At 38.9% G+C, this 24,005-nt stretch carries 17 protein-coding genes, 1 pseudogene and 1 riboswitch; of the genes and pseudogenes, 7 read left to right on the plus strand and 11 right to left on the minus strand.

All coding sequences use genetic code 11. The features are described 5' to 3' along the window. Positions 1-108: 108 nt before the first annotated feature. Complete coding sequence (locus ACIFOT_RS25295) at positions 109-1,206, minus strand: tartrate dehydrogenase (protein ID WP_430069491.1); 1,098 nt, start codon at positions 1,204-1,206, stop codon at positions 109-111. Positions 1,207-1,616: 410 nt separating this feature from the next. Between ACIFOT_RS25295 and dctA the strand changes: the two genes are divergently transcribed. After that, the gene (dctA, locus tag ACIFOT_RS25300; protein ID WP_430069494.1) at positions 1,617-2,891 is read left to right on the plus strand and encodes a C4-dicarboxylate transporter DctA; all 1,275 of its coding nucleotides are present in this window, start codon (positions 1,617-1,619) and stop codon (positions 2,889-2,891) included. Between the two features lie 58 nt (positions 2,892-2,949). Here dctA and ACIFOT_RS25305 read toward each other — a convergent pair whose 3' ends face one another. The 5 genes from ACIFOT_RS25305 to ACIFOT_RS25325 form a co-directional block, all read right to left on the minus strand. Beyond that, positions 2,950-6,042, minus strand: a complete 3,093-nt coding sequence (locus tag ACIFOT_RS25305; RefSeq protein WP_430069497.1) for an MMPL family transporter — start codon at positions 6,040-6,042, stop codon at positions 2,950-2,952. Positions 6,043-6,225: 183 nt separating this feature from the next. Further along, positions 6,226-6,756 (minus strand): TetR/AcrR family transcriptional regulator, encoded by a 531-nt coding sequence (locus tag ACIFOT_RS25310; RefSeq protein ID WP_430069500.1) that lies wholly within the window; start codon positions 6,754-6,756, stop codon positions 6,226-6,228. 22 nt (positions 6,757-6,778) lie between these two features. Next, positions 6,779-7,132 (minus strand): peptide-methionine (S)-S-oxide reductase, encoded by a 354-nt coding sequence (locus tag ACIFOT_RS25315; RefSeq protein ID WP_430069503.1) that lies wholly within the window; start codon positions 7,130-7,132, stop codon positions 6,779-6,781. A gap of 91 nt (positions 7,133-7,223) precedes the next feature. Beyond that, positions 7,224-7,339: riboswitch (SAM riboswitch) on the minus strand. A 117-nt stretch (positions 7,340-7,456) separates the two neighbouring features. Then, a complete protein-coding gene (locus ACIFOT_RS25320; protein WP_430069506.1) occupies positions 7,457-8,491 on the minus strand; it encodes an electron transfer flavoprotein subunit alpha/FixB family protein in 1,035 nt (344 codons plus the stop codon). Further along, positions 8,492-9,319 (minus strand): electron transfer flavoprotein subunit beta/FixA family protein, encoded by an 828-nt coding sequence (locus ACIFOT_RS25325; protein ID WP_430069509.1) that lies wholly within the window; start codon positions 9,317-9,319, stop codon positions 8,492-8,494. A gap of 317 nt (positions 9,320-9,636) precedes the next feature. Here ACIFOT_RS25325 and ACIFOT_RS25330 point away from each other — a divergent pair. After that, positions 9,637-12,015 (plus strand): annotated as a pseudogene (locus tag ACIFOT_RS25330) (cytochrome P450); the annotation flags it as partial. A 199-nt stretch (positions 12,016-12,214) separates the two neighbouring features. Then, positions 12,215-13,630, plus strand: coding sequence for a PQQ-dependent sugar dehydrogenase (locus ACIFOT_RS25335; protein WP_430069511.1), 1,416 nt, complete (start codon positions 12,215-12,217; stop codon positions 13,628-13,630). A gap of 1 nt (position 13,631) precedes the next feature. Here ACIFOT_RS25335 and ACIFOT_RS25340 read toward each other — a convergent pair whose 3' ends face one another. The 4 genes from ACIFOT_RS25340 to ACIFOT_RS25355 form a co-directional block, all read right to left on the minus strand. Beyond that, a complete protein-coding gene (locus ACIFOT_RS25340; protein WP_430069513.1) occupies positions 13,632-14,864 on the minus strand; it encodes an MFS transporter in 1,233 nt (410 codons plus the stop codon). 30 nt (positions 14,865-14,894) lie between these two features. Further along, the gene (locus ACIFOT_RS25345; protein WP_430069686.1) at positions 14,895-15,896 is read right to left on the minus strand and encodes an ROK family protein; all 1,002 of its coding nucleotides are present in this window, start codon (positions 15,894-15,896) and stop codon (positions 14,895-14,897) included. A 566-nt stretch (positions 15,897-16,462) separates the two neighbouring features. Then, positions 16,463-17,350, minus strand: coding sequence for a YitT family protein (locus ACIFOT_RS25350; protein ID WP_430069516.1), 888 nt, complete (start codon positions 17,348-17,350; stop codon positions 16,463-16,465). Between the two features lie 200 nt (positions 17,351-17,550). Next, positions 17,551-17,724 (minus strand): hypothetical protein, encoded by a 174-nt coding sequence (locus ACIFOT_RS25355; RefSeq protein WP_430069519.1) that lies wholly within the window; start codon positions 17,722-17,724, stop codon positions 17,551-17,553. A 223-nt stretch (positions 17,725-17,947) separates the two neighbouring features. Between ACIFOT_RS25355 and ACIFOT_RS25360 the strand changes: the two genes are divergently transcribed. Next, positions 17,948-19,432, plus strand: a complete 1,485-nt coding sequence (locus ACIFOT_RS25360) for an aldehyde dehydrogenase family protein (protein WP_430069521.1) — start codon at positions 17,948-17,950, stop codon at positions 19,430-19,432. Between the two features lie 230 nt (positions 19,433-19,662). Beyond that, the gene (locus ACIFOT_RS25365; RefSeq protein ID WP_430069524.1) at positions 19,663-20,331 is read left to right on the plus strand and encodes a YjbE family putative metal transport protein; all 669 of its coding nucleotides are present in this window, start codon (positions 19,663-19,665) and stop codon (positions 20,329-20,331) included. 512 nt (positions 20,332-20,843) lie between these two features. On the opposite strand, the gene ACIFOT_RS25370 is transcribed toward ACIFOT_RS25365, so the two are convergent. After that, positions 20,844-21,470, minus strand: a complete 627-nt coding sequence (locus ACIFOT_RS25370) for a hypothetical protein (protein ID WP_430069527.1) — start codon at positions 21,468-21,470, stop codon at positions 20,844-20,846. 67 nt (positions 21,471-21,537) lie between these two features. Between ACIFOT_RS25370 and ACIFOT_RS25375 the strand changes: the two genes are divergently transcribed. Both ACIFOT_RS25375 and ACIFOT_RS25380 read left to right on the plus strand, forming a co-directional pair. Beyond that, on the plus strand, positions 21,538-22,116 hold the full coding sequence (locus ACIFOT_RS25375; RefSeq protein WP_430069689.1) for a substrate-binding domain-containing protein: 579 nt from the start codon (positions 21,538-21,540) through the stop codon (positions 22,114-22,116). A gap of 341 nt (positions 22,117-22,457) precedes the next feature. Then, on the plus strand, positions 22,458-23,891 hold the full coding sequence (locus tag ACIFOT_RS25380) for an MDR family MFS transporter (protein ID WP_430069530.1): 1,434 nt from the start codon (positions 22,458-22,460) through the stop codon (positions 23,889-23,891). The last annotated feature ends 114 nt before the right edge of the window (positions 23,892-24,005 follow it).

Below are 24,005 nucleotides of genomic sequence, written 5' to 3' on the forward strand. Positions count from 1 at the left end.
GAGTCTTCGCGCCTTCCACTTCAATCAACAGTGTTAAAAATCAACAATGCCCTTTAACATAGGCATAAAGATAAAAAGCTGGGAGTCTTAAACCCCCAGCCTTGTTTTTTATACTTCTGCCTTCACTTTAGACAGATTTTGAATAATGGCGTCAGTTATTTCATTTGTATTATACGTTCCACCAAGATCGCGAGTTAGAATCCCTTGGCGAGTCGTTTCTGCAATTGCCTTGTTTATCCATTCTGCTTCATCTTTTAATCCTAGATGATCCAGCATTAGGGCGGCACTTCCTATTGCTCCGATTGGATTGGAAATTCCTTGGCCTGCGATATCAGGTGCCGAACCATGAACGGATTCGAACATGCTTGGTGCGTTCCCCTCCGGATTGAGGTTGGCGCTCGCAGCTAAGCCTAAACTTCCAGCTAGCGCGCTGCCTAAGTCAGAAAGAATGTCTGCGAATAAATTAGAAGCGACGACAACTTCAAGTTCCTCAGGTTTCAAAACGAAAAGCGCTGCGGCAGCATCTACAAGCCATTGATTAGTCTCAACATCTGGATATTCTTTACTTACGCGTGCAAATACTTCGTCCCAAAGTACCATTCCATATTGTTGTGCATTACTTTTCGTCACGCTTGTGACTCTTTTTCTTTTTCGAGTACGCGCAAGTTCAAAGGCAAACCGGATAATACGTTCACAACCATGCTCTGTAAATAAAGCCGATTGCACAGCTACTTCCTTACCAGGTCCTCGTCCAGAAAAATTACGGCCCCCGATACCTGAATATTCTCCCTCTGAATTTTCACGAATCAATACCCAATTTAGAGAATCGACATTTGGATGGTTAAGTCGTCTTGGAACACCTGGCAGAAATTCAATTGGACGAATATTAGCCCACTGATCAAATCCCTGACAGATTGCTAAACGTAAGCCCCATAAGCTAACATGGTCCGGTACTCCTGGAAATCCAACTGCTCCGAAATAAATAGAATCATAATCTCTGAGTTTTTCTACTCCGTCTTCGTCCATCATTTTACCGTGTTTCAAGTAGTATTCACAGCCCCAAGGGAAGAAATCCGTTTCAAATTCGAACTTACCGTTTGAATCCTTTGCTAATTGATTAATGACGCGAAGACCAGCCTCAACAACTTCTGTACCAATTCCATCTCCTGGAATAACTGCTAAACGAAATTTTTTTGTTTCACTCATGACAATATCCTCCTTTATAATACATGCCTCATTTTGTTAATTTGGATCTTATATCTATAATGCTAATTAATGTATACGTTAATGTCAATGTGTTTTCGAAAAATTATAATTATTCCTATATACGCCTTTATGAACTTTACATATATTTAAATCTAATTCACTTGTGGCAACAACAAATAAGTTAAACCATTCAAAGTAGTTTATTGAGTTTTCGATAAGATATAAAATATTCTGAAAAGTATTGACAGTAATGTATACATTACTATACAATTCAGAAAGATTAATCAAACTGTTCAAGTTTAACCATCAAAATGAGATAAGGAGTGATTTATATTAATCAATAAATCAATTTTTTGTATGCGTTTACTTTATTTAAAAAGGGCGATTAGAGTTATCAAGGGGGAGTGTAAATGAAGATCCTAAGAAAAAACCTAACATTGCAAGTGGTTTTAGCGATTATCATCGGAATTGCGGTTGGTCAATTTTTCCCTGAAACTGGGATTGAATTAAAAATTCTGCCTGACATTTTCATTAAGATGATTAAAATGGTCATTGGTCCAGTTATCTTCCTTACCATTGTTCTTGGATTTGCTAATATGGGCGATATGAAAAAAATCGGGAAAATTGGTACTAAATCTCTTATTTACTTTGAAGTTATGTCGACTCTAGCATTAGTCGTAGGACTAGTTGTGATGTTTATTGTTCGCCCTGGTGATGGCATGGATACGAGTCATGCAAAAGAAGGAGCTGCAGATGTCGCGAAAATTACAGAGACAGCATCACAAACCAGTCATACCTTTAACGATTTCATTTTAGGTATAGTCCCAGAAAGTGCTGTAGGTGCTCTTGCTGATGGTTATATGCTTCCGATTTTGTTCTTTGCTTTATTGTTTGCCATTGCTCTTTCATCTTTAGGGAAGACTGGGAAACCGATTATTGATTTCTGCGAAAAACTCAGTGAGGTGTTTTTCAAGATTGTTGCTATTGTAATGAAATTCTCTCCTCTTGCAGCAGGCGGTGCTATGGCTTATACAATAGGGAATTTTGGTATCGGATCTCTTTTCTCACTCGGAAAAATGTTAGGGTCTGTTTATATGACCATGATACTCTTTGTTGTCGTTGTATTGGGTGCCGTATGTAAGTTTTACGGCTTTAGTATTTTTAATTTGTTAAAACACATCAAAGATGAAATTATCCTGGTTTTAGGTACTTCTTCTTCCGAGTCAGCATTGCCAAGTTTAATCACGAAAATGCAAAAATACGGTTGTTCAAAATCCATTACTGGCTTTGTCATCCCTACTGGTTATGCTTTTAACCCAGATGGCCAGTGCATTTACTATACGATGGCTTGTTTGTTTATTGCCCAGGCCTACGGTATCGAGCTTTCCTGGATGCAAATCGCTGTATTGCTCGGTGTCCTCATGCTTACATCGAAAGGATCAGCAGGTGTAACTGGTTCTGCCATTATTACAATGGCTGCAACGTTAACATCTCTTCCAGGCAGCCCAATTCCAGTTGAAGGCATAGCACTTTTATTGGGTGTTGACCGCTTTATGTCAGAGGCACGTGCTATAACAAACGTAATTGGTAATGCCGTAGCAACAGTCGTCATTGCGAAGAGCGAGAAACAATTTAATCCTTTGCATTCAGTTCCAGTAGAAGAAAAAGAGCTAGTGTCACGTTAAAAAAGAAAAAAGCCGATTCTTTCTTATAAATAGAAAAGAATCGGCTTTTTATTTGAAGCTAGCTCCTTACCACTTTTTCCTCTAACCTTAATTCATTTTCCTTTTTTCTAGAAAATAAATTTGCTAGCGCACCTGGAAGGGCAATCATCGCCGGCAAAAAGATCGGAAGAAGCACAAAGCAAAGCACAATCAGTCCTGTAATAACTGCTACAGCCAATTGATATAAAACCATAATTCCAGCAGGCATCAGTGTGGCAAAAGTGCCTCCAAGGATAATGACGGCTGCAATAATGACACCGCCTATATGTCTTGAAGCCACCACGATGGCTTCTTTCTGTGACATATGAGGGTATTCCTTAAAGCGCATCATCAAGAATATGCTATAGTCTACTCCCAAGGCGACAATAATGATAAAGGAGAAGAATGGAACGAAGGAAGAAATCCCTTCAAACCCCTTCAAATCGATGAAAATATAGTTGATCACGAACATGGCTGCATAGTACGCTCCCAAAAGGGATGCCGTAATGAAAACCGGTGTCCAGAAAGATCTGATAACAAAGAACAAAACAAGCAATACTCCGATAATGACTATCGTTGTCGTTCTATTGAGATCCCGGCTCAATATATCATTTGTATCATTTGTTGTCGCGCTTGGCCCAGCTGTACCAAACTTGGCATTAGAAAGCTCTGTTCCTTTAAGTCCATTGGAAACCGTTGCATTTATTTTATTAATTGTATTTAAAGCTTCTGGAGAATAAGGATCAGCTTTTAATACAATCAGCATTTTTGTAATCTTTCTATCATTGGACATGAATGCATCTAATGATTTTTCAAAATTCTTGTCCGTCAAAGCTTCCTTCGGCATAAAGAAGGTTTTATTTCCTTTATATTGCGTTAAGAAACCGTTCGTTTGCCCAAGCCCATCAGAAATTTGCTTTAGTCCGCCGTTTACATCCGATAGTTTTTGTCCAAAGACACTGAAACCATTGAGCCCGTCTGCCAGCTGCTGCTGACCCGATTTCATTTGTCCAAGACCATCCGTTACTTTGTTCATATTCGTTACGATTGTGCCTATTCCTGAAGAAGTTTTACCAAGTCCTGCTTCAATTTCTTTCAAGCCAGCTGCCATTTTGGATAAACCGCTGCTCATGCTTGAAAGATTTCTATTGGCTTCTGCAAAACCGGCAGTTACGGCATTGTAATTATCATTTAAAACTTTAATACCTTCAGGAGTAATTGGACTTAACGATGTTGATAACTGTTCGATGGTTTGCTTCAATGCCTGGTAATTGGCATCACTATTGGCATTGGCATAACTCTGACCCAAGCCAGTTATCATCGATTGCATTTGAGAGAGTGCACTTTTAACACCCAGAAGAGCCTGTGCTGCAGATTGGTAGTTGGTCCCCATCTCTTTGTATCCAGCCTGCATTTTACCATAATTATCAGCTAACACGGCAACGCCGCTGCTCATCTTTGAGAGATTGGTTTCGATGTTTGCTATACCATTGCTGATCGTTTGTGAATTACTTGACCCATTTTCGATACCAGCTTGTATTTGCTTTAATCCATTGGTTAAGGCGTTCATCCCATCTTGAAGCGTTGCTGTACCCTCAACCATTTGAGTGACCTTCGAAAAGTCAGCTGATCCGAGCTTTTCTTGCGCCTGCTTTAACCCATTATTGATTTGATCGACACCATTTTGCGTTTTGGAAATGCCATCCGTAACCGATCCCATTTGACTATCGACATAAAAACCATCAATTGGTTTCCCTTGAGGCTGTGTAACCGAAGAAACCTGCTTCACTCCCTTAATAGCCTTGATGCTTTCCGTTACGTTATCAACAACCGCAAGCGATTCATTATTATCTAATGCTGAACTATTTTCAATGACAACGGTCGCAGGCATTGCCTGGCCCTTGCCAAAATGGTCCGCAATGATATGAAAGCCCTTTGTAGAAGGATAGCGATTTCCAAGTTCTCCAATCGTATCAAAGTTAAGTTTTTGTTGGTGGAAATACACCATCGGTCCCAGGATTAAAACGATAAGGATCACCGTTATTAATGGACGCTTTGTCGCAAAGGAGGATGTTGCTCCCCAGAATTTGTTTTCCTTATGACCGCCGCCTGCATTCTTGGAAGGCCAGAAAAGTTTATTGCCAAGAACTTTCATCATGAAAGGTGTTAAGGTCAGAATTTCAAGCAATAGGATCGTTACACCGATTGCCACAACCACACCAGATTTATAGATCGGTGATTCCGCAAAAACAAGGGCAAGGAATGCAATAAATACCGTGAGTATACTATAAGCAATCGTTTTCCCCGCCGTTTTATAGGTTCTGATGATCGATTCATCTATCGAGTGCCCATGGGATAGTTCCTCCCTAAATCGATTAAACAGAAGGATGTTGTAATCCGTACCTATTCCAAAGAGGATAAGCACTAAGAGCATTTGGGTAAGACTTGTAATCGGAAATCCTGCCTTATCAATTAATTGAGCGGCAATTCCCATGGAAACAAGATAGGAAAAGGCTACCGTCACTAAGGAAATCAAAGGCGTTACCACTGACCTAAACGCAATAATAAGCACAACTAAAATAAAGATCACGGTCAATGCAGCGCTCTTCTCAACTCCTGATACAGAAGCTTTTAGATAATCATTATTGATAAAATCTTCTCCGCTAAGATAGTACTTAACAGGTACTTTATAAAGTTTGCTATCAAAATCTTTTTTTATATCGTCCACTTCTCTTGATTTCTTATCAATCTTAAAACTCACCATAAGAGTCGTGCCATCTTTAGAAACCAAAGAGCTTTTTGCTTCTGGCATACTAAAAGGGTCGATCATATCGGTAATACCAAGTTCTTTGTTGCTATCGCTGATTGACTTTACTGCATCACCGATTTTTTCCATTTCCTCATTAGAGATTTTATTTTTATCATAAAAAACGATAAGGTTGTTCGTCCCTTTGGTAGTATCCATCTTTTTGAGGATATTGTCTGCTATGACCGAAGGGCTTTCATTCCCCGTTCCTTGCTGTCCTTTTTGCCGCAGTATGGCATTGATGTCGGGCTGAATGACTGTAAGCACTATTGTAGCAATCAGCCATAAAGCAAATATAGCCCAACGGCCTTTTATGATTGATCTCACCCTACTTGTTCCCTCCTATTTTGAATAAAATGTTTATTTTTCCTGTTGGTCTTCTTTCAGAAAAAACAAAACATCATCGATTTCCCTCTTCACATTAGTCACTATAGCAAGGGATTAGGAAGGGTTCAAAAACCAAAATGGAACGAGTGCATCAAAATAATACATTATTATCATTTTGTATTATTACAACATTACCTGGTTGAAGATTTCGAATAGCTCTTCTTTCTTATAATTATATTCTTTACTAACCCAATTCTGTAAAATGGTTATAAAGGAAGTGGCATATAAATCACACATGACCTCAGGATACTTCGATTGATTGATTTTTGTGGAAATCGGATCATTCTCTGTTTTTGAATGTTCACGTAAAATATCACTGGCAGTTTTAACCATGCTTTTGAAAAATATATGCCCATCCGATCCCAATAACGTATTTTCAAATAACACAAAATGTTCATCTACATAATCGACTAATAATCTAAACGTGTCAGTATTACACTCCTTATTTAATTTAATAATCTCTTCAGATAAATGATAAATAAAATCTCTTAGCAAGCTATATTTATCTTCATAATAACGATAAAAAGACGTGCGATGAATTAACGCATCATCACATATATCTTGAATCGTGATATGTGAGAATCGTTTTGTTTGTAAAACACGCATAAAACTTTGTATGATTTGGCGCCGTGTGCGCTCAGTCGTATAGTTCATAGTACACATCCCTATCATGAATTCAAAAGCTAATATGCTCCCATACTGGAGTAATTTCTGTAATAATTTCATTATTTAATATATGTTGCAGCTCGTTTTTCTTTTGCTTAGCTACTGTAACTTGATGAAGATCAGAAAAGAAAATGAAGGATTGATTTTTATATAGCTGACCTTCTCTTGCTGTTGGGTCATGTAAATCAAAAAACAATTCTACAAGTTCATCATAAGATACTTTCCACGGATTAAACCATATTTCAACAATCTTTACATTTGAGTCTTTTAGATATCCAGTTCGAACCTTTTCAATCCCACGATTTCCTGTAATAAATGCTTTTTGACTAAAAAATTCGCTTGCACCAAACACTGCTCTTTCCATTTAATATCGCTCCTTCAGAGCGATAAGCCTTCTTTCCATTCAAAAAACCTCTCTTTGATTAAAAGAGAGGTTGGTATGATGAAATACTTTCCTCTCATCTTTCAAAGGTTATCACCTTTGCAGGAATTAGCACCGTTTCAAGTCAATATTTTGACTGATGGTTGCCGGGTTTCATAGGGCCTGTCCCTCTACCACTCTGGATAAGAAGTTTATCGCTATTTATTTTTAATAACAATAACACCAGCTTAACTGAAATTCAAGTATTAAATAAAAAAACAAAGGTGGGACCTAACTAACCCCACCTTTCTGTTTTACAAAATTACTTCATCCTTCGCTGGTGCTGCTTACCTTTTCTCTAGATAAAGCATTTTGAAACTGTTCGATTAGTATAGGAACGATTTCAAAGGCATCGCCAACAATTCCATAATGACAGTTTTGAAAAATAGGGGCTTCTTTGTCCTTATTAATGGCAATTATTAAACCGGAATTTTTCATTCCCACAATATGTTGAATCGCACCAGAAATTCCAATCGCAAAATAGATTTTTGGCGTCACTGTCACACCAGTTTGCCCTACTTGATGTGCGTGTTCGATCCAACCTGCTTCCACCACATCTCGGCTGGCACCAACCGCTCCTCCGACGGTTTTCGCCAATTGGTGGATTAACTGAAATCCCTCGAAGCTCCCTAATCCTTTCCCGCCGGCAACAATGATGTCCGCCTCGTCGATTCTAACTTTCTTTACCGTTTCCTTGACTATTTCCAAGACTTTTGTCCGAATATCTTCTTCCTTTAGGGATATTGTTTCTTCAACAATCTTCCCTGTTCTCCCTGCTTGCGGGGTCAGCGCCTTCATGACTTTGGCGCGAACCGTCGCCATTTGCGGCCGATACTTTTTACATAAAATGGTCGCCATAATATTTCCGCCAAAAGCCGGTCTGCTCGCCAATAGTAACCCCGTTTCCTCTTCCACATCCAGCTCTGTCGTATCCGCCGTCAACCCAGTCGGCATATCGGTGGCAACAGCGCTTGCCAGGTCTTTTCCAGTCGAGGTGGCACCGAAAAGGATAATTTCCGGTTTATATTTTTCCGTGCAATCCAGAAGGGCCCCCATGAAGGATTCGGTTCGATAATCTTTAAAGATGGGTTGGTCATAGACATACACTTTATCTGCTCCGTATTCAAATACGGTTTTTGTTAAATGTTTAACATTTTCTCCGATTAAAATGCCCGCCAATTCCACTCCCCGTTTGTCTGCCAACTTCCTTCCAGCACCCAATAGTTCAAGGGATACAGAAGCAACCGCTCCATCCTTTTGTTCAATGAATACCCAGACACCTTGGTAATCTTTGAAATCCAATTACATTTCCCCCTTCACTTCAAACAGTTCTCGCTTTTCAAGCACGACAGAAAGCAACTGTTCCACTTGTTCCCGTGGATTGCCTTCAAGGAATGTTCCCCCTGCTGGTTTCTGTGGAGCCCATACTTTGGAAACAATCGTTGGGGATCCCTTCAAACCTAGCTGCTTAATATCAACCCCTTCCAAGTCATCAACAGACCAGATATGCGGTTTGTATCTAGCAGCTTTAATCATGTTTGGAAGCGGGGAATACGGCACATCATTTATTGTTTTTTCAACCGAAAACAAACATGGCAGTGTGGACTTAACGACTTCATATCCGTCCTCCAATTTGCGATGGACAATAGCATATCCTTCTGCTTGATTGATTTCCTCTACTTTGTTCACGGAAGTCAGCGGTGGAATATCAAGCCTTCTTGCTATTCCTGGTCCGACTTGCCCGGTATCTCCATCAATGGACATTTTGCCGCAAATAATCAAATCCACGGGCATCGTTTTGGCAATTTTTTCAATCGCCTTTGTCACGGCATAGCTCGTTGCCAATGTATCCGCACCCGCAAATCGGCGGTCCGTGATCAAATAACCCTCATCGGCGCCAATTTCAATACACGTTTTGATAGCGTTAACCGCTGGAGGCGGCCCCATCGTGACAACGGATACGATTCCCCCATACCTTTCCTTTAGCCGAACGGCCTCTTCTACCGCATGAGCGTCATAAGGATTCAATATCGCAGGCGCTGTCCTGCGGTCCATTGTATTTGTTTTTGGATTCATCTTGATAATTTTGGTGTCAGGCACTTGCTTGATACAAGCTACAATATGAAGCATTTTACCCCTCCCTTTTAATCAAAAGCACATTTTCTGGCTAATAAGCCTTTTTACGCCCGTTTACTTTTACTTTATTAAAAGAGATGTCCTAACATTCGAAATTTCTGTCAAATATCTTTGAATATGTTAGCAATGAAAAGCAAAAGAAATAAAAAATCCCAATATTACCTATTTTTTTATGGAATATTATTGACGATGTGCAAAATCAGATATTATACTTAATGCAACAAAAAATGAATGAGCATTCATTCAATAACGAGTTTAAGTCAAACTGGCTAGTATACAACCAGTAAAAAAATAATCCGAGGAGCGTCAGTATGAAAAAGTTCATGCCCATCCCACAGCCCAAAACGTATGGACCGCTTGGGAATTTGCCTTTAATCGACAAGGAATCCCCTACACTATCATTTTGTAATCTCGCAGAAGAGTACGGTCCTATATTTCGTATGGAATTCCATGGTGGTTTCTCAACCATCTTTCTTTCTGACCACGAATTGGTGGCGGAAGCTTGTGATGAATCAAAATTTGATAAGAGCCTAACAGGGGGATTAAGCAAGGTTCGCGCTTTTTCCGGTGACGGGCTTTTCACCAGCAAAACAAACGAGCCAAATTGGCAAAAAGCTCACAACATTCTAATGCCTTCTTTTAGTCAACAAGCTATGAAAGGGTATCACTCAATGATGGTAGATATCGCCTTGCAGCTTGTTCAAAAATGGGCTCGTCTAAATCCAAATGAAAGTATTGATGTACCAGATGATATGACCAGATTAACACTTGACACGATTGGATTATGTGGTTTTAATTATCGATTTAACAGCTTTTATCGAGAAAACCACCATCCTTTTATCATGAATATGGTCAATTCTCTTGATGAAGCCATGCACCAGGGTACACGTCTGCCGATTCAAAATAAATTCATGTTGAAAAGGAAACGACAGTTCGAACAGGATATTAAAGAGATGTTTTCATTGGTAGACCAACTGATTGCTGAGCGTAAAAAACTGGGAGATCAAGGTGAAACCGATATACTCGCACGGATGCTCAGCACAAAAGACCCGGAAACCGGGGAAACTCTTAGTGATGAAAATATTCGTTTTCAAATTATCACTTTTTTGATAGCGGGACATGAAACGACCAGTGGATTATTGGCCTTTACGCATTACTTGTTATTAAAACATCCTGAAGTACTTAAAAAGGCTTACGAAGAAGTCGATCAAGTCTTGACTAGCCCTATTCCAACCTATAAACAAGTTACACAACTTAAATATATTCGAATGATATTAAATGAATCCCTGCGTTTGTATCCTACAGCACCGCAATTTACGTTATATGCTAAGGAAGATACTGTCCTCGGTGGAAAATATGAGATTAAAAAGAGGCAAAATATCGCGATTCTACTGCCTCAGCTTCATCGGGATAAAAAGGCATGGGGAGTCGATGCAGAGCAGTTTCGTCCAGAACGGTTTGGGGATCCAAGTAAAATACCATACGATGCCTTTAAACCATTCGGCAATGGTCAACGGGCCTGCATTGGGATGCAGTTTGCCCTGCACGAAGCTACATTACTGATGGGTATGATTCTTCAAAACTTTGAATTAATCGATCATACGAACTACCAGTTGAAAATTAAACAAACGATGACACTAAAACCTGATAATTTTACCATGCGCGTAAAATTAAGAGAAAATAGATTAAGAGATTCATTTACTGCTGCCAGTCATGATACTCGTTCTTTTGACTTGAGAAAGGAAAATCAGGTTCTGAATTCTTCCCAAAACGGAGTGAGCACTATCCCACTCCTAGTGCTTTACGGTTCCAATATGGGTACTGCAGAAGGAATCGCATGTGAACTTGCGGAAAAGGCAAGCGGGCACGGATTCCGGAGTGAAGTGGCGGCACTTGATGAGCGTATCGACAATTTGCCAACAGAAGGTGCCGTTTTGATTATCACCTCTTCTTATAATGGCAAACCGCCAAAAAATGCGCGGAAGTTCGTGCAATGGTTGGAACAGATTGAGGCAGATAGACTTAAAGGGGTTCATTATGCGGTTTTTGGCTGCGGGGATCGCAACTGGTTAAATACTTATCAAGAAGTTCCTAGATTCATCGACGAACAGCTAGCATTAAAGGGTGCTGTCAGGTTCTTGCATCGGGGTGATGCTGATGTGAGCGGTGACTTTGAAGAGCAGCTTGAAACATGGAAAGAAACCATGTGGTCAGATGTGAAGAAAGCTTTTGGATTAACACATGACGAAAAGGATTTATTCACAGAAGGAAAGTTAACTATGGAGTATATTTCGAAGAAAACTGCTTCTATCGAAGCTTTTTCAAGTAATAGTTGGGAGAAAGTCAACCGGGTTTTACGCCGCTTTCAATTAAATGGAAATGATCTCGTGATGTTAACCGCCATTGGACAGAACAGTTTTCAACTTCCCATGAATTGTCCCGTAAGTCTTTATGAACTCCTTAGTGAATGGGTAAAATTAGAGGAAGTGGCAACGTTTGACCAAATACGCGAACTTGCGGAATATACCGTTTGCCCTCCGCATAAACGAGAATTAGAATTCTTATTAAATGAAGGAACCTACGAAATTCAAGTAGTTAGGAATCGTATTACAATGCTTGACTTGCTTGAAAAATATGAAGCTTGTGAAATGCCATTTGAACGTTTCTTGGAGCTATTACCTCCATTAAAAGTAGCTGCTGAAAAAGTATAATTACTAAAATGAAAAAAGTACCGTTTTACGTTTGTTCCATCTATAAAGGAATAAGCGGATTTAGACGGTACTTTTTCCTTTTTCTTAGTGACTTGCACTGCCGGCTCTTATTTGGTACTGATAGAACAGGTCTTGTCATATTCTTATAAAAAAACTAAAAGAAGGAGTTGAAAGTCGGGTGAAAAAAGTTAAGGTTCGTTTAAGTCCTATTGTTAGTCAGATCAATTTACCCACTGTTTTGAAAACAACTATCCTTCCGGGTGACACAACTGAACGATTATTTATTGTAACTCAGGTAGGTGAGATCTTTTACATAGTAAACTCAAGTTTAAGGACTTTTTTAGATATTCGCCCGCGAATCATAAAACTAGGGGAGTCCGAGGGTGGTTATGATGAACGGGGATTGCTGGGCCTTGCGTTTCATCCCCAATTTTATTATAACGGTCTGTTTTACCTTCATTATTCATTAGCTGGAACACAAGGTTCGGGTGCACTTAGTAAAGGTTTTAATCCTAACCCATGTGATCCCAAAACCTTAAACCTAAAGTGGCTAAATAGAGAATCTCAATATGATCATATTGATACAGTAGAAGAATGGACTTTACAATCGAATGGACAGCCTCAAAAACGACGAACACTATTAAACTTAAGAAGACCATTTATGAATCATAATGGTTTCAATAGCTTAAACTTTTCACCTGAAACTGGGAAACTTGTTTTAACAACCGGGGATGGCGGGTCTGGCTATGATCCATTCAATTTAAGTCAGGACGACATGGAAATCGCCGGTAAAATAATTGAAATTGATGTGGTTAAGAATACATTTATCAATAATCCACCCGTTGTCACACGGTTTAATGAACTTCCTGCACCTATTCAGGAAACGCTTACGGTAATGGCTAAAGGGGTCCGCAATATACCGGGTATTTCATTTCAACGGTTTTATAATCAGTATATAAAATATGTGGGAAATGTCGGACAGGATCTAGTGGAGTCGATTTTTTCATTCGTTCAATATAAACCAATACCGGTTCCTCAGCTCGTTCAAGCATATTTAAGTAACACCAAACCTGATCCCGAAGGATTTATTAACTTTGGCTGGCGAGGTTGGGAAGGTGCTTTTCCTACATCGATAATTAGGAATTGCACCAACACCCAGGGTTTAGACGAGAAAACAATTGCTTATTACGATGAAGCAGTCAAAACTTCAGTAAAGCGTCTTCAGCCACTAACTAGCTATTTTCATAAGGATCAAAGACCCGATAAGTTTGGAGGAACTGCCCTTACAGGAGTGCAAGTCTATGTGGGAAATGGAATCCCCGATTTAACGGGAAGCGTTCTGTTTACCGATCTTGCCCGAAAGGAAGAATCACGCCCTCCGGTTAGAGGAGTTTTAGCTTATAGCAGAGTTCGAACAGATGGTAAACTTAATGATTTTAGTGTGATCGAAACCGATTATAATTTTGGATCTCAATCATCTTATTATGTTAATTTGGGAACGAACCTGGATCATACGAGACTATATTTGGGTGTTTATGGCTCTATGAAAGTGACTGATTTTAACCAAGGTACTATTTTTGAAATTGTTCCATGAATTAAATTACGTTAGAGTTTTTATTTTTTTCACTTAAAAAATCGTTTCTAATCAATGTGGCATTTAATTTTTCAGAACCTAAGAACATTATTGCAACAAAACCTGCCACGACAAATGGGAAGATTCCTATAGTTGAGTGTGCGGCAATGAAACCCAGAAGTGGCGGCAGGAACGTACTGCCTGTATAAGCAACAGCCATTTGATACCCCATAATGGTCTGAGAATGTTCCTGTCCAAAACGACTTGGTGTTTCATGTAACATACATGGGAAAATAGGTGCTAATCCTAATCCAACCATAATAAAACCAATTAGTGAGAACGTGGACGGCAATGGCAGGAATAGAAGCGCCGCACCAGTTAATGCTAATAGCTGCCCCATCCGAATGAGAGTACGGTTTCCTATTTTTAAAGTAATAAATCCTGTTATAAATCTACCAATTGTTATGCCCGCGTAATACAAGGAAATCCATTTTGCCGCTGCGTCTAAGGATATATCTTTAACATTTACTAGGAAACTACTTCCCCAGAGACCCATCGTGGATTCTGCGCCACAATAAAACATGAAAGAGATCAAAGCTAGTTTAACTCCCCTAATTTGCATGGGTTTACGTTTTTTAGCATCTGCTCCATTCAATACACTATTATTGTTTTCTGAATCATTATCTCCAATACCATGGTTGTTTCCTCCAACCTTTTTCCATAAAGGCAAAGTGAAGAAAAGAATGACAACTAATGCAAACTGAATACCTGCAATGGCAAGATACCCGCTTCTCCATGAATGTTGCCCAGATAGAAACTGAGCCATAATCACGGGACCAAGTGTAGCCCCCACTCCCCAAAAACAATGAAGCCAGCTCATGTGGTGTGCTTTGTAATGTGAAGCTACATAATTGTTTAATCCCGCATCAACAGCACCTGCACCTAATCCAAGTGGTATGGCACAGATAAACAACCAAAAAATCGAGGGAGCAAAATGAAACCCAAGCAGTGCTCCAGCTGTCATGAAACAACTGAAAAAGGTAACAATGCCAGTTCCGAAGCGTTTTAGCACTGCTCCGCTAGCAAAACTTGAAATGATGGTTCCTCCAGCGATTGTCATAAAAAGCAATCCGGCAGTCTCAAGCGGTGCCCCAAATTCCGATTGCATCATAGACCATGACACTCCTAATATGGAATCAGGCAACCCCAAGCTGATGAACGCCAAGTAGATAATTACTAAAAAGAATGTAGCCAAATATAAACACCGCCTTTTTTTAAAATTGTCTTAGCTGTTTATTCCGGTGATCATGAGATCAAGACCCAGTCGTTGCAATCCAAATAGATAGTCTAGTTTCCAATCACTCATTATAAGTTCCGGCAGATGCTCTGCTGGAATATACCTTGAGCTTCGTTCTGCTATGTGGTCTATGATCGATTGATTGACTTCATCATTGCAAAATATAATGGTATGAGGGTTAATGATAGCTGTAAAGGAAGCTATTAACCTGCTAATGGCGTCGATTTCATATTCCTCAGATATAAATGCTTTCTTCGTCCCATTTCCATTTTCCAAAGCCTGACCAAAATTTCGGTCATCATACTGTGGAACGAATGTAACCTCTCCTGAAAAATTGGTGCTGCCCCGCACCACAACTCCATTTACCATAATTCCGGCACCTGGACCATTTTGACCTGAATATAAATAAATGAGAGATTTATTTTTCTTTGCGTTACTATCGTGATAACCAAGCACTGCCGCATTCATATCGTTTTCTATTACAACAGGTATTGAAAAACGATTTTCCAAGTATTCCTGCAAATCAAAGTTTTGAAGATGCTCATACCCTGGTATATAAATAATCCGTCCATTTTCAACGGAACCAGGTACACCAATGGCTACAGAATTGATTTTCGGATACTTCTCTATTAACTCTTTAACACACTTGGTTAATAATTTTAAATCATCATCTATTAATGTACTTGAGGTTTTTCCCGAGTCCTTTACTTCTCCTAAACAGTTAAAGACAATATAATTGGTCTCTGTTCTTTCTAAAAAAATGGCCAGCCCCAACATATACTCCGGATTGTATGTATATCTTTTTGCCCTTCTTCCACCACTCGAATCATCAAGACCAACTGAAATAAGTTCACCTTCCTTTTCCATTTGGCTTAAGAATTTACTTATTGTCGGGAAACTAATTCCTAATTTATCGCTAAGTTCAACTTTTGTTGAACTTCCAAGTTCTAAAAGAGATGTACGAATACCGCGAAGAATTCCTATTCGCATCGATTTTGGAGTCGTATTCACAAGGGTCACCGCCTTTTTACATAAACTTATTAAAATACTTTAATAAGTATCCAGCAAAAAACTTATTAAATGTCTTTAATAAGGGATATTGGTAATTTATCATAGAAAATTATCGAAAGCAATGGAGAAATAAATTGAATCAAACTTCACTTCATATGATTCTTATTAAAATGTAACTATTTTTGACAAATTAAAGCCATAAAAAAACCTCTTTCGTTTAGCAAAAGAGGCTTTAATCTGTTTTTTTCATTTTTAGCCTATTGTGTCCATTTCTTTTTTAATATTATTTACTAGAGTTTCATCAACCCATTTTCCTGTTGCTTTAATTGATCCATGTATTGCAAAATTTCTTCTCCATCTAGAGCTGCATCTAGCTTATTACTAAAGATTTATACTTTTTACTACTTATCCGAGAGTAAAAGCCGTTTATCCGAGAGTTATGCCGCTTATCCGAGAGTAAACGACTCCTATACGAGAATAAACTAGGTATTTAAAATTTGAAAAAGCAGACTCACTTTACGGCTAAATTTAGCTTTGATTCCGTTTTAATGAATATCTTTTTTCTTAAATCGACCACCATATACAGAGGATACATCTGTAGCAATTATAAATGCTTGGGGGTCTAGCTCCCTGATAATATCTTTCATCTTGGTTTCCTCAAGCCTAGTAAAAACGCATAAAATAACTCGTTTATCTTCACCGCTGTAGGAACCCTCTCCGTGCAAATAGGTCACTCCCCGACCTAAACGCTCTGTTATAGCATCCGCAATCTCAGTAGTATTATCGCTTATGATATACACAGATTTCATATCATCCAATCCTTTAACAACAACGTCAATAGTCTTGAATGCAATATAATATGTAAGCATCGAAAATAAAGCATTTTCTAAAGAGTAGACAAAGGCTGCAATCGAGAAGATAATCACATTAACAAACATAATGATTTCACCGACAGAGAACGGCAGCCTTTTCTCTACTAAAATCGCCAATGTTTCTGTACCATCTAAAACTCCACCATTTCTGATAGTTAAACCTACCCCTAAACCTAAAATTAAACCACCGAAAACAACTGCCAGTAACTCATTATTTACAATAGGTTTTACATGATGCATAAAAGTAGTCGCCACAGAAAGAGCTACAATTCCATACAGCATGCTAATAGCAAAGGTTTTACCGATTTGTTTATATCCTAAGAAAAAGAAAGGTAAGTTTAAAATAACTAAAAATATACTTAGATTTATTGCGGTCACATGACTCAATATCATGGATAAGCCCGTTACACCGCCGTCAATCATATTGTTTGGAATTAACACTGCTTCTAACCCATAAGCCATAATGATTGCACCAATAGTAATAAATACCGCCCTTTTGACAATATTCCTTACTGTTAATTTTTTGTGTTTTATTCCCCTTTTTGCTTCAGGTGTATTCATTAAATCTCTCCCTTCAATATTCATTATTGTTTCCCTATTATTAACAAATCAAATAATATGCCCATAGTATATAATCATACGAAAAAGCTAGTCGGGAACTTGACCAGCTTTCTTACACAAAAGTAGTTTCAATTGTACTTCGCAATTGGGAATTTTCTCTTTGAAAATTACCTGACCATTCATAATTGATTGGGTTTATTTTATTTTATTCGTTTCATTCTGTTTTCCTTTTTGGCTTTCATAAGTTTTTGCCTTTTGACCATTTTCCTTCTTTCTATTTCTTTGGAACAATCTTCACTCCATGAAATTAATTCTTCATCAGACATTGTTGGTATTCTTTCAATTATCTCTTTCAATAAATCCGATTTAATCATGTTCCAAAACCCCTTCATATGATTATGAAGATAGTCTTTACAGATTGTAATCACGTTTATACTATTTGTATTTTTTCGCGAAAATCAATGTTTGTGTCGTTTATTGTCAGAATTTTTATTTTTCTTTTTGTTGTTTATATATTTTCATAGTGTTAACATATCATATGTAAACGCTACCATGATTTTCCTAATAGAATACATATTCTTTTAAGGAGGAAATAATATGAGTCAATTAACCACAGCTTTAAAAGAAAAGGTTGAAAAGTTCCTAACTGGAAAGAAGAAGTTATTTATTAATGGTGAATTCGTTGAGAGCAAATCACAAAAAACATTTGATACTTACAATCCCGCTACCGGTGAGGTATTAGCATGTGTTTACGAAGCGGGTGCAGAAGATATTGATTTTGCAGTAAAAGCGGCCCGTAAAGCATTTGATCAAGGACCATGGTCAAAAATGAGCGCAGCTAATCGAAGCAGGCTAATGTACAAGCTTGCCGATTTAATGGAAGAGAACAGTGCTGAACTAGCACAATTAGAAACGTTGGATAATGGTAAACCAATCCGGGAAACAACCAATGCAGACATTCCTTTGGCCATTGAGCATATGCGCTACTATGCAGGCTGGTCTACGAAGATTGTCGGCCAAACCATTCCTGTAAATGGACCATTCTTAAACTATACTCGCCATGAGGCAGTGGGAGTAGTGGGACAAATTATCCCTTGGAATTTCCCTCTTCTAATGGCAATGTGGAAGCTCGGAGCCGCTCTTGCCACTGGCTGTACAGTTGTGTTAAAACCGGCTGAGCAAACTCCTCTATCAGCTCTTTACTTGGCAGAGCTTATTCAAGAAGCCGGTTTCCCGGCAGGTGTTGTCAACATCGTTCCTGGTTTTGGAGAAACGGCTGGTCAGCCGCTTGTTGATCATCCTTTAGTGGATAAAATTGCATTCACTGGTTCTACTGAAGTCGGAAAATTGATCATGTCCAATGCTTCTAAATCATTGAAACGAGTAACACTTGAACTTGGAGGCAAATCACCTAACATCATCCTGCCTGATGCGGATTTAACAAAGGCAATCCCAGGTGCGTTGAACGGTGTAATGTTCAACCAAGGACAGGTTTGCTGTGCTGGTTCCAGCGTGTTCATCCAAAAGAAGCAATTCGATAATGTTGTAGCGGATATGGCTGCACATGCGAAAAAAATCAAGCAAGGTGCCGGACTTCATGCTGATACAGAAATTGGACCGCTTGTATCAGATGAGCAGCAAAAGCGTGTACTTGGCTATATTGAGAAGGGAATAAATGAAGGTGCACAGCTAGTAGTTGGCGGTGAAAAGCCTCAGGAACAAGGATATTTTGTGTCCCCTACTATTTTTGCAGATGTACGCGATGAAATGACCATTGCTAAGGAAGAAATCTTTGGACCTGTTATTTCTGCCATGCCATATGACGATTTAGACGAATTAATTAATCGTGCAAACAATAGTGAATATGGGCTGGCAGCTGGTGTGTGGACACGGGATGTCGCTAAGGCACACTACATTGCCAACAATCTTCGTGCTGGAACAGTTTGGGTGAACTGCTACAATGCCTTTGATGCCGCTTCACCGTTTGGCGGTTATAAACAATCTGGTATTGGACGCGAAATGGGATCCTATGCACTTAATAACTATACAGAAGTAAAAAGTGTATGGATTTCTATGCAATAAAATATTAATAGATTACTTAAAAAGAAGGTGCTGATTTCAGCAACCTTCTTTTTTTATTACCTTTTCTTGATAACTGTGGTGGCACAAGCTAGCGGAAGCGCTGTCCAATGTATTTGGACAAAATTCCCATATTAAGTTCATAAAGTTTTTTGCCAGAGTCCAAAAAGATATGATATATCAATATCATAGAAGTTCAAAAAATATACATAAACAGGGGGAACCAAAAAGACATGACAGTTCTGCAAATTTTAAGTTTAATTGGAATCGATATTTTGTTATCGGGTGATAATGCGGTGGTTATCGCACTAGCTGCTAGTAAAGTACCCCAGCATTTGAGAAATCGAGCAATTTTTGGCGGGACATTAATGGCTATTGTTCTAAGGATTCTAGCAGCAACAGTTTTAATTCAGTTTCTAGGATTACCCTTCGTGCAATTAGTGGGCGGTTTAATCTTGTTACGTATCAGTTACAATTTAATTGCAAATAAAGAAGAGGAAAACGCAAATATCAAACCATCAGATCAAGTCCTAACAGCAATTAAAACGATTGCGATGGCCGATTTCGCAATGTCTATTGATAATGTTATCGCTTTATCAAGCGTTGCGGAAAGAATTCTTCCAATTATAATTGGGATTGCTATCTCCATCCCAATCATTATTTTTGGCAGCAAATTATTAACGAGCTTAATGGAGCGATTTCCAATTATCGTTTATGCTGGTGCAGGTTTATTAACCTTTGCTGCAGGTAAAATGATGGTTGAAGATAAAGGATTAGAAAAGTTCCACATCTTAATACCAGAATCACTTCATTTAGTTATTCCAATCGCTATGGCTATCATTTTGGTGGTAGCAGTGTTTGTAAAGAATAACATGGGAAAAGAAGCAAAAGCTACAATATAAACATAAAAAAGCGCCGTTTAAATCGGTGCTTTTTCTATGCCAAAATATCTATTTATGTAAGTGTCAATTAATCTATCAAAGTTCATTATTAAAACTTTTCTTTTTTCTATCCAAAACATCAACAAACACTCCTTCTTCCCTCTCAAACACCATCCTAACCGTTCCAACCGGGCAATTTCGCTGCTTAGTAATCTCAATTTCAATAATCTTGATCGGGTATTCATTTGAAATATGTAATTTTTTTATATTTCAACGAATAGGTATTTAGTAACTATTAATTGGTAAAGTATGGATTTTTTATCCATATGATATAAATCATTGATTTTCCTGTAAATCCATTTTATAGAAAATGAACATTTATGGATGTAAAGGAGTTTGCATGAAACGACGTGATTTTGTCAAATATGCTGGCTAATAGTGAGAGGCTTTATACTTTCTAATTTAAATTACGTAAGACCTTTTTTACTATTCATTGTTAAAATTCGGACTTTTTATATTGCACTTCACGGACTCTATTTATAAAATTTAGATGCTAAGTTTTGGGTTATTTTTAAGAATTTATCAATATCGTTAATTCCTTGACAATGTAACGGTGAAATTCTAATAGCACCATCCAACCCAAAAGATTCCAGCATTCTTTTGGAATAACGACTTGATATGATTCTCTCATATACAATTACATTTGAATTCTCATATTCTCTTACGGCTTGTGTATAATCAAGGTTATCAATGGCAATTGCCAAAATTAAATCCCTAGTTGACAAATCATCGTGATCTAGGAATACTTTTACGCCTTCCATATTTCTTAACCCAGGTAATTCATCTGTTCCATTTAGAATCCTATTCATCAAAGCTCTTTCATGAAGTTTTATTCTATTCATTCCTTCTACGAATAAAGCTCTTCTGTCTTCACTATCAATAAATTTACTTCCAATCCAACAAACATAATTAACAATTTCAGTAATAACAGCAAAGTGTGCAGGTGCAGGACTACGTAACTCCCATTGACTCTGCTTTGTAGCAAGAAGGCGATGATGTGGCAAGGCTGCAACTCTATCTGAAACATATCCAATTCCTGAACCTCTTACGCCAAAAAACTTATAGGGAGCAATTGTTATTCCATCAACAGGTGTTTTCAAAGTCGATTACACCATGTGGTGCGTGCTGTACTGCATCTACAATAATATATAAATCTGGTTTTATAGTATACATTCATATGTCATTCCTCCTCTCTATCGAGCACTAAGCGAGCAATTAACGAACTTGGAGGTACGTATACGAACTCAACAATCATCTGAACTTTACTTACTTTTAGAAAGAGGTGAAATTGATATTGCATTTTCCCTTTTAGAACAGCCAATGCCAAATATGATTATTGAAAAAATTTTTTCAGAACCGCTTGTTGTGATTCGTAAAGAAAATTTCCCACAAAGCAATCAAATGATTGATCTAAAGGAATTAGATCCTGAAAAGGCATTATATATTAATTGGCATTCATCTTTTCGAGCTTGGTATGATCGGTTTAGAGGTGAAAGAGAGTATCCACCTATTCGTGTAGATACAGCTCAACTACTTCAAACATTTATGGATATACCGGGAAAATGGGCTATTGTCCCCCTTTCAATGGCAAAAAGTTTTGAAGCTACTGGCGAATTCGGTCTATATCAGCTAATTGATCCTCCGCCAGATCGAGTTTGTTATCAAATTCGTCCAAGGCATCCAAGACCTGGCGCTATAGAAAGTCTAGAAATTCTAGATTCAGTGATAAAGAGTACTATGAGTTAGGTTCTATGATTAAAAAATACATAAAAATTAAGAAAAGACATTGTTAATATGAAAAGAAGCAGGAAAACCTTAATGGTTTCCTGCTTCTTTTTAATACAATTTTTGGATCATCTTCTATTACTAATATTTTATTTATTATTGTCTCCCCATACGAGGCGGGCTTTTCTGCATCAATCTTTATGCTTTTTGGCAACATTAATATCATACGACTTCCTTAGTAAAAGGTGAGACTGATCCCATACAGTGCACATAAATTGACTTGGATTATTGTGGACACTAAAATTTAACAGAAACAGACTTATAGGAATGGAAAATATATCAGAGGGAAGTGAAATCCGAAAATGAAGCAATACAATACGCGTGCCATTATGGCGTCGCTGCTCATCTGCGGTTTCGTTGGCATGTTCAGTGAAACAGCTCTCAACATTGCGATTAGTAATTTAATGGTCGTGTTCCAAATTTCAGCCGCTACTGCACAGTGGTTGACGACGGGGTTCCTGCTTACTCTCGGCATTTTGATGCCGATGACTGGGCTCCTTCTGCAATGGTTTACGACGAGACAATTGTTTATCGCTTCGTTAGCGAGCTCGATCGCAGGTACATTGATTGCGGCGCTCGCTTTCAATTTCGAAATGCTTATGATCGCTCGCGTTCTTCAGGCGGCCGGCATGGGCCTGCTGATTCCGCTCATGTTCAATACGATCCTCGTCGTTTATCCACCGGAGAAGCGCGGGGCGGCGATGGGTTTCGTAGGACTTGTGATTATGTTCGCACCAGCGACTGGTCCGACAGTGGCGGGTCTTTTAATCGAATATTTAACATGGCACTACATCTTCTGGCTCTCGCTGCCGTTTTTAGTAATAGGGCTGTTGGTAGGGCTGAAGTATTTGGAAAATGTTACGGAAGTCACTAAGCCTCGCATCGATTTACTGTCTGTTGTATTATCAACGATTGGCTTCGGCGGCGTTGTTTTTGGCTTTAGCAAGGCGGGCGAAGCAGTAGAAAGTTGGACCAGTCCGGCCGTTCTCTTTTCCATCCTCATCGGGCTGGTTGCACTTGTGCTGTTCATACTTAGGCAGGTGTTTATGCGTGAGCCGATGATGGACCTTGGCGTCTTTAAATACCCAATGTACAACGTGGGGCTGCTTATGGTACTGGCTTGTATGATGATTATCTTGTCCAGCATGATTATTCTGCCATTGTTTCTTCAAAACGGTATGAAACTATCCGCTTTCACTACTGGGCTGATGCTGTTGCCAGGCAGCGCACTGAACGGCATCCTTTCTCCGCGCATGGGGCGTTTGTTCGACAAATATGGGCCAAAGTGGCTTGTTATTTCCGGCCTCGCCGTCGTGGCAATCATGTTGTGGTGTCTTTCCAGCATATCGTCCTCATCTTCGATTGCATTTATCGTCGCCTTGCATATCGGACTAATGGTTGGTATCTCCATGGTCTGGATGCCGGCGCAGACGAACGGCCTGAACCAGCTTCCGCCGGAGCTTTACCCACACGGTACGGCAGTCATGAACACGCTGCAGCAGGTTGCGGGTGCGATCGGAACAACGATTGCGATCATCATTCTAACGAGCGGCATGGATAAGTATATGCACGAATCCCCTGCTCCAACCAAACCGACCGAGATGGCTAACGCGATGACGCTAGGCTCTCAGAACGTGTTCTTGTTTGCCATGATCGTGACGCTGATCAGTCTTGTTCTAGCCTTCTTTATCCGCCGCGTCATCGTCAAGCATGCGGAAATGAATCCGATGCATTAATGTTTTCAAAGGGACCCCTCGACGGGCCCGTATGCTTTAGTACAATTTTAGAAACAAAATAATGGTCGAGAACACTCATAACTGCAGTCACAAGTGTTCTCGACCATTTTATAA

Source organism: Neobacillus sp. NRS-1170, assembly GCF_050468025.1.

Bases quoted from the DNA above. Each gene is read 5' to 3' on its own strand.
- ACIFOT_RS25350 (WP_430069516.1), bottom strand. From the start codon at position 17,350: ATGAATACACCTGAAGCAAAAAGGGGAATAAAACACAAAAAATTAACA.
- ACIFOT_RS25310 (WP_430069500.1), bottom strand. From the start codon at position 6,756: ATGAACTATACGACTGAGCGCACACGGCGCCAAATCATACAAAGTTTT.
- ACIFOT_RS25325 (WP_430069509.1), bottom strand. From the start codon at position 9,319: ATGCTTCATATTGTAGCTTGTATCAAGCAAGTGCCTGACACCAAAATT.
- ACIFOT_RS25380 (WP_430069530.1), top strand. From the start codon at position 22,458: ATGAAGCAATACAATACGCGTGCCATTATGGCGTCGCTGCTCATCTGC.
- dctA (WP_430069494.1), top strand. From the start codon at position 1,617: ATGAAGATCCTAAGAAAAAACCTAACATTGCAAGTGGTTTTAGCGATT.
- ACIFOT_RS25345 (WP_430069686.1), bottom strand. From the start codon at position 15,896: ATGCGAATAGGAATTCTTCGCGGTATTCGTACATCTCTTTTAGAACTT.
- ACIFOT_RS25360 (WP_430069521.1), top strand. From the start codon at position 17,948: ATGAGTCAATTAACCACAGCTTTAAAAGAAAAGGTTGAAAAGTTCCTA.
- ACIFOT_RS25315 (WP_430069503.1), bottom strand. From the start codon at position 7,132: ATGGAAAGAGCAGTGTTTGGTGCAAGCGAATTTTTTAGTCAAAAAGCA.
- ACIFOT_RS25355 (WP_430069519.1), bottom strand. From the start codon at position 17,724: ATGATTAAATCGGATTTATTGAAAGAGATAATTGAAAGAATACCAACA.
- ACIFOT_RS25295 (WP_430069491.1), bottom strand. From the start codon at position 1,206: ATGAGTGAAACAAAAAAATTTCGTTTAGCAGTTATTCCAGGAGATGGA.
- ACIFOT_RS25365 (WP_430069524.1), top strand. From the start codon at position 19,663: ATGACAGTTCTGCAAATTTTAAGTTTAATTGGAATCGATATTTTGTTA.